The organism is Bradyrhizobium sp. (assembly GCF_035701725.1).
In the GTDB taxonomy this organism is placed as follows: Bacteria; Pseudomonadota; Alphaproteobacteria; order Rhizobiales; family Xanthobacteraceae; genus Bradyrhizobium.
The window spans coordinates 1-14,582 of sequence record NZ_DASSRP010000057.1; the positions used below are offsets into that span (position 1 = coordinate 1).

General features: G+C 61.5%; 14 protein-coding genes. 7 read left to right on the forward strand and 7 right to left on the reverse strand.

Annotated features, from left to right (window positions below; genetic code table 11):
* The first annotated feature begins 263 nt into the window (after positions 1-263).
* Both VFL62_RS02870 and VFL62_RS02875 read left to right on the forward strand, forming a co-directional pair.
* Positions 264-845: a TRAP transporter small permease subunit gene (locus VFL62_RS02870; RefSeq protein WP_325170872.1), complete on the forward strand. Its 582-nt coding sequence runs from the start codon at positions 264-266 to the stop codon at positions 843-845.
* A 28-nt stretch (positions 846-873) separates the two neighbouring features.
* Entirely contained in the window at positions 874-2,529 is a 1,656-nt protein-coding gene (locus VFL62_RS02875; protein ID WP_325170873.1) for a TRAP transporter large permease subunit, read from the forward strand.
* A gap of 86 nt (positions 2,530-2,615) precedes the next feature.
* Here the strand turns inward: VFL62_RS02875 and VFL62_RS02880 are convergent, their stop codons facing one another.
* From VFL62_RS02880 to VFL62_RS02900, 5 genes are all read right to left on the reverse strand, one after another.
* Positions 2,616-3,107 (reverse strand): twin-arginine translocation signal domain-containing protein, encoded by a 492-nt coding sequence (locus VFL62_RS02880; RefSeq protein WP_325170874.1) that lies wholly within the window; start codon positions 3,105-3,107, stop codon positions 2,616-2,618.
* Positions 3,108-3,342: 235 nt separating this feature from the next.
* Entirely contained in the window at positions 3,343-4,431 is a 1,089-nt protein-coding gene (locus VFL62_RS02885) for a TRAP transporter substrate-binding protein (protein WP_325170875.1), read from the reverse strand.
* Positions 4,432-4,603: 172 nt separating this feature from the next.
* On the reverse strand, positions 4,604-5,692 hold the full coding sequence (locus tag VFL62_RS02890) for a TRAP transporter substrate-binding protein (protein WP_325170876.1): 1,089 nt from the start codon (positions 5,690-5,692) through the stop codon (positions 4,604-4,606).
* 148 nt (positions 5,693-5,840) lie between these two features.
* Positions 5,841-6,974 carry an Mrp/NBP35 family ATP-binding protein gene (locus VFL62_RS02895; RefSeq protein ID WP_325170877.1) on the reverse strand — a complete coding sequence of 378 codons (1,134 nt, stop codon included), beginning with the start codon at positions 6,972-6,974 and terminating at the stop codon, positions 5,841-5,843.
* A gap of 53 nt (positions 6,975-7,027) precedes the next feature.
* Positions 7,028-7,462 carry a VOC family protein gene (locus VFL62_RS02900; protein WP_325170878.1) on the reverse strand — a complete coding sequence of 145 codons (435 nt, stop codon included), beginning with the start codon at positions 7,460-7,462 and terminating at the stop codon, positions 7,028-7,030.
* A 213-nt stretch (positions 7,463-7,675) separates the two neighbouring features.
* Between VFL62_RS02900 and VFL62_RS02905 the strand changes: the two genes are divergently transcribed.
* Positions 7,676-8,545, forward strand: coding sequence for an NAD(P)-dependent oxidoreductase (locus VFL62_RS02905; protein ID WP_325170879.1), 870 nt, complete (start codon positions 7,676-7,678; stop codon positions 8,543-8,545).
* A gap of 104 nt (positions 8,546-8,649) precedes the next feature.
* On the forward strand, positions 8,650-9,879 hold the full coding sequence (locus VFL62_RS02910; protein ID WP_325170880.1) for a cation:proton antiporter: 1,230 nt from the start codon (positions 8,650-8,652) through the stop codon (positions 9,877-9,879).
* A gap of 313 nt (positions 9,880-10,192) precedes the next feature.
* Here the strand turns inward: VFL62_RS02910 and VFL62_RS02915 are convergent, their stop codons facing one another.
* Positions 10,193-10,423, reverse strand: a complete 231-nt coding sequence (locus tag VFL62_RS02915; protein ID WP_325170881.1) for a hypothetical protein — start codon at positions 10,421-10,423, stop codon at positions 10,193-10,195.
* Between the two features lie 281 nt (positions 10,424-10,704).
* Between VFL62_RS02915 and VFL62_RS02920 the strand changes: the two genes are divergently transcribed.
* The 3 genes from VFL62_RS02920 to VFL62_RS02930 are packed head-to-tail and all read left to right on the forward strand — an operon-like array spanning position 10,705 to position 13,095.
* Positions 10,705-12,315 (forward strand): HAMP domain-containing sensor histidine kinase, encoded by a 1,611-nt coding sequence (locus VFL62_RS02920; protein WP_325170882.1) that lies wholly within the window; start codon positions 10,705-10,707, stop codon positions 12,313-12,315.
* Positions 12,316-12,347: 32 nt separating this feature from the next.
* The gene (locus VFL62_RS02925) at positions 12,348-12,557 is read left to right on the forward strand and encodes a DUF1289 domain-containing protein (RefSeq protein WP_325170883.1); all 210 of its coding nucleotides are present in this window, start codon (positions 12,348-12,350) and stop codon (positions 12,555-12,557) included.
* A 16-nt stretch (positions 12,558-12,573) separates the two neighbouring features.
* Complete coding sequence (locus VFL62_RS02930; protein WP_325170884.1) at positions 12,574-13,095, forward strand: TIGR02281 family clan AA aspartic protease; 522 nt, start codon at positions 12,574-12,576, stop codon at positions 13,093-13,095.
* An 83-nt stretch (positions 13,096-13,178) separates the two neighbouring features.
* On the opposite strand, the gene dusA is transcribed toward VFL62_RS02930, so the two are convergent.
* The gene (gene dusA, locus VFL62_RS02935) at positions 13,179-14,258 is read right to left on the reverse strand and encodes a tRNA dihydrouridine(20/20a) synthase DusA (RefSeq protein WP_325170885.1); all 1,080 of its coding nucleotides are present in this window, start codon (positions 14,256-14,258) and stop codon (positions 13,179-13,181) included.
* Between the last annotated feature and the right edge of the window lie 324 nt (positions 14,259-14,582).

Here is a 14,582-nt window from a genome sequence, read left to right on the forward strand (position 1 = left end):
CGGCACAACCGGCCAAGCGTTAACCGCCACATGAGCGTTACCGGCGGTTGAGGCGACCGCGCCTTCGGCAACCGCTTGATCTTTCGTCAATTTACCCATTTTCCAATTGACGGCGCGCAAACGCGCTGAAATGGTGCGGCCCAATTCTTTTGCCCGCTCGGCCGGATAGGCCGCTGCGCTAGCCTGGCGAAGCTGACGTTCGTTTCAGTGCTGCCGGCCGCGGCCAAGACGGCGAAGAAGCAACACACAGTTGGGGGACCGCCTTGCAATCGCTCTTGAACCTGAGCCGTAGAATCGATGCGTTCACGCGCGGGGTTGGCAAACGCCTGGCGTGGCTGATTCTGGTTGCCGTGATCGTCTCCGCCGTCAACGCGATCGTGCGCAAGCTTTTCGATACCTCATCTAACGCCTGGCTCGAGTTGCAGTGGGTGCTGTTCAGCATCGTCTTCCTGCTGTGTTCGCCATGGACGCTGCTCGACAACGAGCACATCCGCATCGACATCGTGAACAACATGCTGCCGAAGCGGGTGCGCGACGTCATCGATCTCATCGGGCACGCGTTCTTCCTGCTGCCGCTCACCGTCGTGATGATCATCACCGGCGCCCCCTTCTTCATGCGCTCCTTCGCGATCAACGAACAATCGAGCAATGCGGGCGGCTTGCCGCAATGGCCGGCCAAATCGCTGATAACGATCGGCTTCGCCCTGCTGTTTATTCAGGGCATTTCCGAACTGATCAAACGCGTTGCCGTCATGCGCGGTCTGATTCCGGACCCGCACGCCGCGCAGGTGCATGCGCTCGAGGCCGAGGTCGAGCATCTCGTCGAAGCGATCGAAAAACGCTGATCGCGCACCGGCCGCAGGGGATTTTTAAATGACCGCTTTTCTTATTTCGAACATGGCGCCGATCATGTTCGCCTCTTTGGTGATCGTGCTGCTGCTGGGTTATCCGGCGGCGTTCTCGCTCGGCGCGGTGGGACTTATCTACGCTCTCGTCGGCATCGGACTTGGACAATTCCAGCCCGATTTCCTGCAGGCGCTGCCCGAGCGCGTCTATGGCGTGATGAACAACGACACGCTGCTTGCAATCCCTTTCTTCACGTTCATGGGGCTCGTGCTCGAACGATCCGGCATGGCCGAGGACCTGCTCGATACCATCGGACAGCTCTTCGGCACCATCCGCGGCGGACTTGCCTACGCGGTGGTTTTCGTCGGCGCACTGCTCGCGGCGACCACCGGCGTGGTGGCGGCCTCCGTGATTTCGATGGGCCTGATCTCGCTACCGATCATGCTGCGCTACGGCTATGACCGGCGCATGGCCGCCGGCATCATCGCAGCGTCCGGCACGCTCGCCCAGATCATTCCGCCCTCGCTGGTGCTGATCGTGATGGCCGACCAGCTCGGCAAGTCGGTCGGCGATATGTATGAAGGCGCCTTCATCCCGGGCCTCGTGCTCGCCGGGCTTTACGCCGGCTACTCCTTCCTCGTCACGCTCATATTCCCGAAGGCCGCTCCCGGACTTCCGGCGGATGCCATCGGCTTCCGCGAGAAGGATGGCAGCCGTGGCCTGCTTTCGCTCGGCGCGCTCTTCCTTGCGAGCTGCGTCTTCGGCTGGTTCATGATGCGAAATTCCGACACGCACGGCGCCGATTTCGTCGTGCTATCCATGTTCAACGGTATCGTGTTCGCGTTTTTCGTAGCCGTGCTGAACTGGATTTTGGACAAGCTGACCGGCTTCCGCTTCCTGTCCCAGATGGCGCAGCAGACCACCTTCGTGATGGTGCCGCCGCTATTCCTGATCTTTCTGGTGCTAGGCACGATCTTCATCGGCGTTGCGACGCCGACCGAAGGTGGCGCCATGGGCGCGGCGGGCGCACTCATTCTCGGCGCTATCAAGCGGCGGCTGAACTGGGACCTGATCCGGCAGGCCACGGAATCGACGGCGAAGCTGTCGGCGTTCGTGGTTTTCATCCTGGTCGGCGCGCGCGTGTTCTCGCTCACCTTCTATGGCGTCAACGGTCACGTCTGGGTCGAGAACCTGCTGACTTCGTTGCCCGGCGGTCAGATCGGCTTCCTGATTTTCGTCAACGCGTTTGTCTTCGTGCTCGCCTTCTTCCTCGACTTCTTCGAGCTCGCCTTCATCGTCATTCCCCTGCTCGGCCCGGCCGCCGAACACCTCGGCATCGACCTGATCTGGTTCGGCGTGATCCTCGGCGTCAACATGCAGACCTCGTTCATGCACCCGCCATTCGGGTTCGCGCTGTTCTACCTGCGCTCCGTCGCACCGAAGGAGCCCTACACCGACCGCGTAACCGGCAAGCGGATGGAGCCTGTCACGACCGGCCAGATCTATTGGGGCGCGGTGCCGTTCGTCGTGATCCAGATCATCATGGTGCTGTTGGTGATCGCGTTCCCGGCGATGGTGATGCACTACAAAGGCGGCCTGTCGACCGTCGATCCGAACTCGATCAAGATCGAAGTCCCGCAGATCGATCTTCCACCGCTCGATTTCGGCCCGCCGAAGCAATAGCGATCCTTGGTTCGATGAATCCGAATCCAAACCCCGGCGTCAACGCGCCGGGGTTTTTTCAGTGCCGCTAGTCGTGAGTGCCTGGCTTATTGCTGCGTCGCCGGGACCGGCGCGGCATCGACGAAACCGATCACGGACTTGAGCCGGCCGTCGTCCGCAATGAAGGCGAAGTCGGTGCCTTTGATGTAGAGCGGCGCATCCGCGGTACCGCCGGCCACCCAGGAGAAGCGCACACAATCATGATGCGCTTCGATGCCGCTGGCGAGATTGAGCCGGTAGCCGGGAAAGTGCTCCTGCGCCTTGGCGATCATCTGATCGATGGAGTCGTGGCCGCGACCTTCGCGAACGCGATCGACATACGCGCCGTCCTCAGTCCAGGCTTGAGCCACCAACTGGCGGCGCCGCTTTGGGTCCGGCTCGCTCCATGCCGCGAGATACTGCACGATCACTTGATTGACGTTCATATGGTTTTTCCTTCCACTGGTCCGTTCGATGGCCGCCGCTGCCCTTGGCACGAACGACAATCCGATGCCGAGCGCAGTCAACGCCGTTCCCTTCAGAACATCCCGTCTATCCATCGCATGCTCCTCATGGGAAACGCGGGGCCAATACTGATGGAAGAAGACGGTAAGCCTCCTTCCAGCCGTGAAAGCTAAATTCGTGGCCGGTTGTGGTCCATTACCTCCGACGTAAGCGCCATTCGTCCGGCGCGATGTGATCGATGTGAGACCGGTTTCCAGCTGTACGCGAACAACAAAGATCCCGGAAAGCTTGCGCTTTCCGGGACTGGGGCCTTGCTACGACTGGCCTGGATCAGCTTTGCGCGTGGCGCGCCATGAAGAAGTCGTAACCGACTTCGGCAACCTGGAACCAGGAATAGCCGGTGTTCGAAAACGCCGTAAGGGATTCATAAGCCTTCTTGAAATCCGGGTTGCCGGCTGCGACCTCGCTGTGCAATTCCTTCGCCGCCTTGAAAGAAGCTTCCATGATCTCCGGCGAAAACGCGTGCAGCTTGGCGCCTCCGGCCAGCAACCTGCGCAGCGCCGGTGGATTGGCCTGGTCGTATTTCGCCATCATCCAGTTGTTGGCGTAATGGCCGGCCAGTTCGAGAACGCTCTGATAATATTTCGGCAGCGCATTCCATTTATCGAGATTGACGAAGGCGAGCAGCATCGGTCCGCCCTCCCACCAGCCCGGATAATAGTAATGAGGCGCGACCTTGTAGAAGCCGAGCTTCTCGTCGTCATAGGGCCCGACCCATTCGGCAGCATCGATGGTGCCTTTTTCCAGCGCGGGATAGATGTCGCCGCCGGCAAGTTGTTGCGGTACCGAGCCGAGTTTTTGCATGACCCGACCGGCAAAACCGCCAATGCGGAATTTCATGCCCTTCAGATCGTCGACGGTCTTGACCTCCTTGCGGAACCAGCCGCCCATCTGGCAGCCGGTATTGCCGGCAAGTAGCGACGTGACGTTGTACTTCTTGTAGAACTCGTTCAGGAGTTCCTTGCCTCCGCCATGGGTGTACCAGGCCTGGTTGATCCGCATGTTCGGCCCGAATGGCACCGACGAGCCGAAAGTGAAGGTAGGGTCCTTGCCGAAATAGTAGTACGAGGCGGTGTGGCCGATCTCGACCGTGCCATTCTGCACGGCGTCGAGCACCTGAAGCCCCGGCACGATTTCGCCGGCGGCAAACATCTGGATCTGAAATTTGTTGTCGGTGGCCTCGCCCACCATCTTGGCCATCATCTCGGCACCGCCATGCAGCGTATCGAGCGATTTGGGCCAGCTGGTCGGCATCCGCCATTTGATCTCGGGCATGCCTTGCGCAATCGCCGGAGCCGCGATGCTTGCCGCTCCAGCCACGCCTATTCCGGTGACCTTGATAAAGTCGCGACGCTTCATAGAATTCCCTTCCCGTTTTGATGATCTGTGTCGTGTCAGCCTTCGTTGCGAGGCCTTAATGCGCCGAGCATGGAACATCCGTTTTCGGATTTCCACGCCGAACTGACATCTCGCAATGCAAAAAGCCCGGCGCCTGACGACGCCGGGCTTCAAAATCAGCTTTAAGTGACGATTAGCCGCGGGTGCGCGAGCGGATCATGAAGCTGTCGAAGGTGTATTCCGCCACCTGCCACCAAAGATATTCGTCGGAGCGATAGGCCTGCATCGCGTCGATCGACTTCTTGAAGTCGGCATTCTTGGCGGAGATTTCGGCCCACAATTCGTTGGTCGCCTTCAGGCATGCTTCGAGCACTTCGTTGGTGAAGGGCCGAAGCTGCGTGCCGCCGGCAACCAGACGCTTGAGCGCCGCCGGGTTCTGCATGTCGTAACGCGCGGCCATCCAGCTATTGGCATTGGCGGCCGCGTTGGTGAGGATCGCCTGATAGTTCTTGGGCAGCGAATTCCACTTTTCGAGATTGCAGAACGCATGCACGGTGGGCCCGCCTTCCCAGAAGCCGGGATAGTAGTAGTACTTCGCAACCTTCTGGAAGCCGAGCTTCTCGTCGTCGTACGGCCCGACCCATTCGGCGCCGTCGATGGTGCCTTTTTCCAGCGCCGGATAAATATCGCCGCCAGCCAGTTGCTGCGGCACCACGCCGACCTTCTGCAGCACCTGCCCGGCGATGCCGCCGATGCGGAATTTCAAACCGGAGAGATCGGCAACCGTCTTGATCTCCTTTCGGAACCAGCCGCCCATCTGCGTGCCGGTGTTGCCGCACGGAAAGGCGATCACGCCAAACTTCTTGAAGAACTCGTTGCCGAGCGCCTCACCGCCGCCCTGATACCACCACGAGTTCTGCATGCGCGCATTGAGGCCGAACGGCACCGAAGCGTAAATCGCAAAGGTCGGGTCCTTGCCGACGTAGTAATAGGAGACGGTATGACACATCTCGACAGTGCCGTTCGAGGTCGCGTCGAGCGCCTGCAGACCGGGAATGATTTCGCCGGCAGCAAACACCTGGATCTGAAACTTGTTATCGGTCATTTCGGCGACGTATTTGGCGAACTCCGCCGAACCGCCGTAGATCGTGTCGAGCGATTTCGGGAAGCTCGAAGTCATCCGCCATTTGATTTCGGGCGAGGACTGCGCAATCGCCGGCGCAGCCACAGCGGTCGCCGCAGCTCCCGCTACCGAAACCTTCAAAAAATCACGACGCTTCATCTTAAGACATCTCCTTGGATCGACATTTCCCGAAATTGAACGGAGCTCTTGGTCCGGCTCTGGACCCGGCTTAACACGGAAGCCGGTCTCGCCAAAACTACATCACATCAATGCACTGATTAAACCAAAGTCTGATATGTCGAAACCATCAGGCCGCGACGGTCGCCTTCTGAAGGCCATCGCGCACCTTGGCGGCGATGGCGCGGTAGATCTCGGCATGCGGCCCGTTTGGCTCGCTCTCGACCACCGGATTGCCGCTGTCGGACGTGGTGCGGATCGCCATGTGCAGTGGAATTTCGCCGAGAAACGGCACGGCCAGACGCTCGGCCTCGTGGCGCGCGCCGCCATGGCCGAAGATGTCCGACTTGGTGCCGCAATGCGGGCACTGGAAGTAGCTCATGTTCTCGATGATGCCGAGCACCGGCACGTTGACCTTCTTGAACATGGCAAGTCCCCGCCGCGCATCGATCAGGGACAAATCCTGCGGCGTCGAAATGATGATCGCGCCCTTCAGCGGTACCGTCTGCGCCAGCGTCAGCTGCGCATCGCCGGTGCCGGGCGGCATGTCGACGACGAGGACGTCGAGCGTGCCCCAGGCGACGTCGCGCAGCATCTGGGTCACCGCCGACATCACCATCGGGCCGCGCCAGATCATGGCGGTCTCTTCCTCCACCAGAAAGCCGATCGACATGATCGAAAGGCCGAAGCGCTGCAACGGGATCATCTTGCGCTCGTCGTTGAGCTGCGGCTTGTCGCGAAGGCCGGTCAGACGCGGCACCGACGGACCATAGATATCGGCGTCAAGCAGGCCGACGCGCAGGCCAAGATCGCGCAGGCCCAGCGCCAGGTTGAGCGCGGTGGTCGATTTGCCGACCCCGCCTTTGCCCGAAGCGACCGCGATGATCGCCGCAACGCCGGGAATTTCAGCCTGTCGCGCCATGGGTGAGGCCCCGCTTGGTGGCGGGCGATGGCTTGCGACATTCTGCACGCCATGGGCGTGGCGATGCGGCTGCGGTGCCGGGGCTGCCGCGCCGGCTTTCCGTTCCGCCGTCAGCGCGACCATCGCGACCTCGACGCCGGGAATGGCGCGCACCGCGGCCTCAGCCGCGGCCCGCACGCTTTCCCAGGCGCGGGCTTCGCTCGCCTCGACATTGATCGAGAAGAACACCTTGCCGTCGGTGGCCGAAATCGCCGACAGCACCCCGGCATTGGACAGCGCCACGCCGCGCGGCGTTGCGACCTTGGCAAGGGCTTCCTGGACTTGTTGCTGTGTCACGGCCACGGGGCATCTCCTGTCATCACGGACACCCCGTTAGAGCGTTCCAGCGCTAAAAGCTAGCTCCGGCCGGGATCGTCCGCCCGCATCGAGGGCGCAGCGCCCTGCTCCTTGGCGGCCTCATAATTCAGCTCGATCATCACCCCATTTGGGTCGTTGACGAAGATCTGCCAGAGGTCGCCGCCGGGAACCTGCCGTGCATCGAACGGCATCTTCTTGGACTGGAGGCGGGCCTTCATGGCGTCAAAACCGCGGCTCACGAAGGCGACGTGATGAACCACGCCGGAATCGGGCTTCTGGGCTTCCGCCGTCGGCGAAATATCGACCAGGTGCACCACCGCCTTGCCCTCGCTGTACATCCAGGCGCCGGGAAAGGCGAAATTCGGCCGATCGCCCTTTTCGAGGCCAAGGACGTCCTCGTAGAACCGCACGGTTTCGGCGAGCTTGCGGGTCCGGATATTGAAATGGTCAAGCACGCCCACGCTCATGGACATAGGATCTCTCTCCCTTTTTGTTTTGAAACTCGACTATTCAAGCATGCTAGCATAAAACCACGGCCGCCCGCCAAAGGGAGCCGTTGCCGCGGTCCTCACGGCCACGCTCTCAGGTCGCGGGCTTGCGGTAGGGCCTGCTTTTCGAGCGGTTTACCGTCCTCCTCCAGATCATGCCCGGCCACCGATGCGCCGGCAGAACCCAGGATTGCACAAATGGCTAAAGTCGCTTTTCTCGGTCTCGGCGTCATGGGCTACCCCATGGCTGGACATCTGGTCGCCAAGGGCGGCCACGAAGTGACGGTGTACAACCGCACGCCGGCCAAGGCCAAACAATGGGCCGAGAAATTCAAGGGCAAGACCGCAGCCACGCCGAAGGCGGCGGCCGAGGGCCAGGATTTCGTGATGTGCTGCGTCGGCAACGACAACGACCTGCGCGCGGTCACGATCGGCGCCGAGGGCGCGTTTGCCGGCATGAAAAAGGGCGCTACCTTTGTCGACCACACCACGGCGTCCGCGGAAGTCGCCCGCGAGCTCGATGCCGCCGCCACCAAAGCCGGCTTCAAGTTCGTCGACGCGCCGGTATCGGGCGGACAGGCCGGTGCGGAAAACGGCGTGCTCACCGTGATGTGCGGCGGCGCCGAGGACGCCTATGCCGGAGCCGAGCCGATCATCGCCGCCTATGCCCGCATGTGCAAACGGCTCGGCCCGGCAGGTGCCGGCCAGCTCACCAAGATGGTCAACCAGATCTGCATCGCGGGCCTGGTGCAGGGCCTTTCGGAAGGCATCCATTTTGCGAAGAAGTCGGGCCTGGACGTTGCGTCCGTGATCGAGACCATCTCCAAGGGCGCGGCGCAGTCCTGGCAGATGGAGAACCGCTACAAGACCATGAACGACAACAAATACGATTTCGGGTTTGCGGTGGAATGGATGCGCAAGGACCTCTCGATCTGCATCGCCGAAGCCCGCCGCAATGGCGCGCATCTGCCGGTCACCGCGCTGGTCGATCAGTTCTACTCGGAAGTCGAGAAGATGGGCGGCAAGCGCTGGGATACGTCGAGCCTGCTGGCGCGATTGGAGCGCTGACCCGAGGGGTGCCGTCGCCGGCAGGCGGCTGGATTGCCGCCAGGTCTTGATGAAGGCGAGGGAGATGACCTCGGTGCTCCCACCAGCTTCTTTGGAGGACAAGGGTGAGTTCGATTGAGATTGCCAAGCAGACCCTGCTTCAATTCGGACTCATCCTGACCATCGGTACCCTCGCCGGATTTCTGGCGCAGAAGATCAAGATCCCTGATGTCGCGTTGTTTCTTATCGTCGGCATGAGCGTCGGACCGGACGCGCTCGGACTGGTCAATATCGAAGCGGATTCGGCTTTGAACCAGATCGTTCTTTTGTTCGGCGCCAGCTACATTCTGTTTGATGGCGGCGCATCCCTGCGTCTTGAGATCTTGAAGCAGGTCTGGATCACGATCGTCGTGATCGCCACGATCGGCGTCGTCATCACCGCGGCCGTAACTGGAATTGCCGCTTATTTGGTGCTGGGTAGCCCGCTTATCGTGGCGCTGTTGCTCGGCGCGACCCTCGCCTCGACTGATCCGGCGACCTTGGTGCCGATTTTTCGGCAGGTCAAGATCCGCGACCGGGTCGCACAAACCGTGATGAGCGAGTCCGCCTTCAACGACGCCATGGGCGCGATCGTCACTTTTGGCGTTTTGGCAATTGCGATGGGGACAGGCGAGTTTTCGCTGACCTCCTCGCTGCTCGAACTGCTCAAGCAGTCGATCGTCGGCATCGTGGCCGGCTGTCTACTCGGTTATCTCGCCGCGGTGCTGATCGCCCACGAGAGATGGGCCTTTCTCGCGGAATATGGCCCGGTGGTGACCTTGGTCGCAGTGATCGGCGCCTACTTTGCCGCGGACGGCCTGCAAGCAAGCGGCTTCATGGCAGTCTTCGTGTTCGGTATCATGCTTGGCAACAAGGACCTGTTCGGCTTTCAGATGCAGGCCGGGGAAGCGCAGAAGCTTGACGAGTACGTCGCGACCACCGCTTTCATCATGCGCCTGGTCATTTTCATCCTGTTGGGCTCCCAGGTCAATTTCGCGATCATGGGGCAGCACTTGTGGGGCGGCATCGCGGTCGTGACCATCTTCATGCTGATCGCGCGACCGCTGACGGTTTTCGTTTGCGCAGCGCCGGATCGCCGCGCGAAATGGAGCCTCAACGAGATGCTATTCATGTCGTGGACCCGCGAGACCGGCGTCATTCCTGCCGCGCTCGCAGGCCTGCTGGTCGGCATGAAGGCGCCCGGAGCCCAAATGATCGCGGCGGTCACTTTCATCGCGATATTGATGACAATCCTGATCCAGGCTCCGACGACGAAATGGGTGGCAGGAAAACTCGGCCTCCTGGAGAAGACCTAGAGGATTCCAAAGTTCACGAACCATAGGCGGCGAAATCGACCGGCACTCAAAAGTTCGCCGCCACAAGCTGACCCGTCCACCGCTTCGCGGCCGAACGCTTGCTTATGGCAACGACCAGATCGCACCAGCGCCGCCAGGCCCAGGCATCGCGTCCGCAGCGATCAGCGAGTTGTCCGAAAAACCCGACCGGCGCCGCAAGCGCAACCGCTCGGCGGCGTCGGACCGGTCAATACAGCCATTCAGATCCCCACGCCCGGATTTCGGACACCACGACGAGAGGCCGGCGCGAGATCCACGCAGCGAGCGGCGAGGTTCAATAGCCGCCCCCGCCGCCGGCATTTTTCCGATCAAAATCATCGTCGTACCTGTTGCTGGAAAATGGGCTGGCATATGGATCGGCAGCCTTGGCCCGCTGGTGCACCACCCTCACCTTCTTCTTGGTGTGTTTGCTCGTCGCCGCCTCGACGTGGCCGACCGCGGGAATGACCAGCAGCGATGTCGTCAACATCGAGAGTATCCAGAACCGCAATGCGAGTTTCGCCATGCACCTCTCCTGTAAGCCAATAGCCCCAATGAGAAGCGACCCCGCCGCCGAACCAATATTCCGCCAAAACGCGCGATCCTGCCACCCGCAGGCCGGCCTTTGCGCAGTGCGCCTGCAGCATCCGCGGCGTCGCCCGCACTCTCAGGACGCCTCCGCTTAACCTCCGGTTAACGAGAATTTTTAGCCTTTTAAGGTACCTCTTAATGATTTAGCGCAACAGATAGACCATGCAAAAGCCTGCCCGCGACGCCGGGCATGGCGGGCAGGATTTGTGTTGTCTGATGAGTAATTCCGCTGAAAAGCCAGAGGTTGTACAGCTTCCGGCTGAAACGCCCGGCACGGCGCCCGTCGCCAGCCGGCGCGCCTCGGCGCAGCGGGTGCGCGAGGCGCGCGACCGGTTAACATCGTCAAGCGGAACCCGCCCGGCCTTCGACAGCGAACTGCTGCGTCAGTATGCGCAGACCCGCCTGTCGGCTTCCTATGTCGTCATGCTGCTGATCGTGACGACCGGACTATTGTTCGGATTCTGGATGCCGCCGGTGTCGGTCGCGGCGTGGACCTGCGGCCTGCTCTGCATTCACACCGCCATCGTCCGCAGCTGCAGCTTGTTCATTGCCGCTCAACCCTCCCCGGCCGCGACCCGCAAGTGGCGAACGCGCTTCATCGTCCTGGATCTCCTGTACGGCCTCGGCTGGACCGCGCTGCTGATCCATCCCTACGGCTTCGATATCGTCTCCAATACGCTCATCATGTTCCTGATGCTGGTGATCGTGGCGGTGTCGAGCATGCTGGCCGCGAGCCTGCCGATCGCCGCGCTTGCCGCGACCGCGCCGGTCACGGCGGCGATTGCGGTCAATTTCGCGCTCAGCGGCACCTTCGACAACTATGTGCTGGCACTGCTCGCGCTCGCCGCCGAAGGCTACTTCGCGCTGCTGGCGCACCGCCTGCACTCGGCCACGCTGGCCACGCTGGAAGCGCGCGCCGAAAAGGACGCGCTGATCGCCGAACTCGAGCAGGCCAAGGCGATTTCAGACGAGGCAAGGCACCGCGCTGAAGCCGCCAACGTCGCCAAATCGCGCTTCCTCGCCCAAATGAGCCACGAGCTGCGTACGCCCTTGAATGCGATCCTCGGTTTTTCCGAAGTCATGAAGAGCGAGATCTTCGGGGCGCACACCGTTCCGGTGTACCGGGAATATTCCGCCGACATTCACAATTCCGGCGTTCACCTGCTCAACCTTATCAATGAAATTCTCGACCTGTCGCGGATCGAGGCCGGCCGCTACGAGCTCAACGAAGAGGCCGTGTCGCTGGTTCACGTCGTTGAAGACTGCCATCATTTGCTCAAGCTGCGCGCCAGCAACCGTGGCATCACCATTCACGGCGTTTTCGAGCAGGGCATGCCGCGGATCTGGGGCGATGAACGCGCGGTGCGCCAGATCGTGCTCAACCTGCTCTCGAACGCGATCAAGTTCACCCCGCAAGGCGGCGAGATCTGGCTGAAGGTCGGCTGGACCGCCTCCGGCGGCCAGTATCTCAGCGTCAAGGACACCGGCTCCGGCATCGCCGAGGACGAAATCCCGATCGTGCTGGCCTCGTTCGGCCAGGGCTCCAACTCCATCAAGTCGGCCGAACAGGGCGCGGGGCTCGGCCTGCCGATCGCCAAGAGCCTGATCGACATGCATGGCGGCACGTTCACGCTGAAGTCGAAACTTCGCATCGGCACCGAAGTCATCGTCACATTCCCGCCGGAGCGGGTGATGTCCGCGCTCGGGCCGATGTCGGAGGACGCACCGCCCCTGCAGCCGGAGCCCACCAACACCAAGATGCCCGAGACCAGCGCGGCCAGCCGCCACAAACCGATCCTGAGCGCCGGAACCGGCTTGTCGGGATAGGCAAATAACCGAATTGGCTTCACTATAAGAAGATGAGCATAGAAACGCCGTGTATCGCAGTCTGCATGATGGACCCCAGAACCAACCTCTGCTTCGGATGCGGGCGCACGCTCGCCGAGATCGCACGCTGGCATCGCATGGACAATGCGGAACGGCTGACGGTGATGGCGGAATTGCCGGGGCGAATGGCGCAGGCGGGCTTGCAGCGGATCGAACCACGCCATCGTTCGAACAACGGCTAAGCCATCGAGGTGCGCTGTGAGCCGTATCCTGCTCATCATGATCGTATTGCTGGCGACGGCGGGAGCCGTTGTCGCCTATGGCGATCCCGTGCAGATCGCGCGCGCCAAGAGCACGGTCTCCAGCACCGTCTCGGACCTGCTGCGACCGCGCGGAAAATCTGCACGCGCCGTGCAAATCTCGCGCGGACAAGGCGGCGAGTTCGCGCTGCAGGCCAGGATCAACGGCGTCAACGCGCCGATGGTGATCGATACCGGCGCAACGTCGGTCGTGCTGACCTATGAGACGGCCAAGGCAATCGGACTGCCGCTCGAACTGCTTGAATACGACGTCGATGTCGAGACCGCGGGCGGCCATACCAGGGCGGCGCGGCTGACGCTCGACCGGCTTGCCATCGGCAAGCTCGTCGAACGCTCGGTGCCGGCACTGGTGGTGCCGCACGGGCAGATGAAGACCAATCTGCTCGGAATGAGTTTTCTGGACCGGCTCGAAAGCTGGGAAGTGCGCGCCGACAGCCTGATGTTGCGCGGCTATCCCTGATTTGAGGCTGCGACCGCTGCCAGTGGAGTGGATTTGACATTCGCTTTCTATTTCACCGCAAATCGCGAAAGCGAATGTCAATCCTAAACTCCACTGGAAACCAATATTTGCTCGTGGTCCTTTGATTCTAACATTCGCAAAGCTGGCCACTGAGATGGGATGCGAATGTTAGAATCGGACCACGAGGCGCGCTCGCTGACCAATGCGATCGCTTCGCGCAGCACCTGGGCTCCGGCCCCCGCCTTGACCCCGTGCTCGGCGAGATGACGGCGGAATGCCCGGGCACCGGGCACACCGTGGAACGCGCCGACGAAATGCCGTGTGATCGAATGCAGCCGCGTGCCGCGGCTGAGCTCGCGTTCGACGTAAGGCAACATGGCTTCGAACACATCCTTCATCGAGGCAAACGGGGCCACCTCGCCGAACAGTTCGGCATCGACGTCAAGCAATCGCCACGGCTCCTGATAGGCGGCACGCCCCAGCATGACGCCATCGACATGCGCGAGGTGCTGCTTCGCCTCTTCAAGGCTGCCGATACCGCCGTTGATGATGACCGGCACATCCGGCAGCGCGGCCTTGAGCCGATAGACTCTGTCGTAATCGAGCGGCGGGATATCGCGGTTTTCCTTCGGCGACAGACCGTTGAGCCAGGCCTTGCGGGCATGGACGATCAGCGCATCAGCGCCCGCGGCGACCACCGCACGCGCGAGCGTATCGAGTGCGGCCTCCGGGTCCTGGTCGTCGATGCCGATCCGGCATTTGACGGTGACGGGAATGGCGACAGCCTGCTTCATGCCGGCGACGCAAGCCGCAACCAGTTCGGGCTCCGCCATCAGGCAGGCGCCGAAACGGCCCTCCTTCACCCGATCTGACGGACAGCCGCAATTGAGGTTGATCTCGTCGTAGCCGAAATCCTCGCCGATCCTGGCTGAGGCTGCGAGGTCGCGCGGGTCGGAGCCGCCGAGCTGAAGTGCCACGGGATGCTCGCTGGTGTCGAACGCGAGCAGCCGCCGCCGGTCGCCATGAAGGATGGCGCCTGTCGTCAGCATCTCCGTGTACAGCCGCCCGCGGCGCGTCATCAGACGATGGAAGACGCGGCAATGCCGGTCGGTCCAATCCATCATGGGCGCCACGGAAAATCTGAACTTATTGAAATCGCTCATATTTTAGTCTTATCAATCACTTGTGCGGATCTGCGCGCCGTTAAATTTAGCCTCATTGCTTGCCATTTACCCCCGTTTTGGGCTGAACTACGACCCTCTCATGCAGAGATTTTGTGACAATTCGTTAGAGCGAAAACGAACAACTCGGACAGTCGCCCATCGGTATGGTGCGGCCTAGTAGAGGCGCTTTGAACCTCTCCGGCTTGAGGGTCAAAGGCTCATCGCGCGGCACCGACCCAATCAAGTCCATCTATCGGTCCGTCTACAAGGTCGAAAGTGCGAAGCCTTGCTGGGGATAACCGGTTACCACTCTTAAAGCAGGAT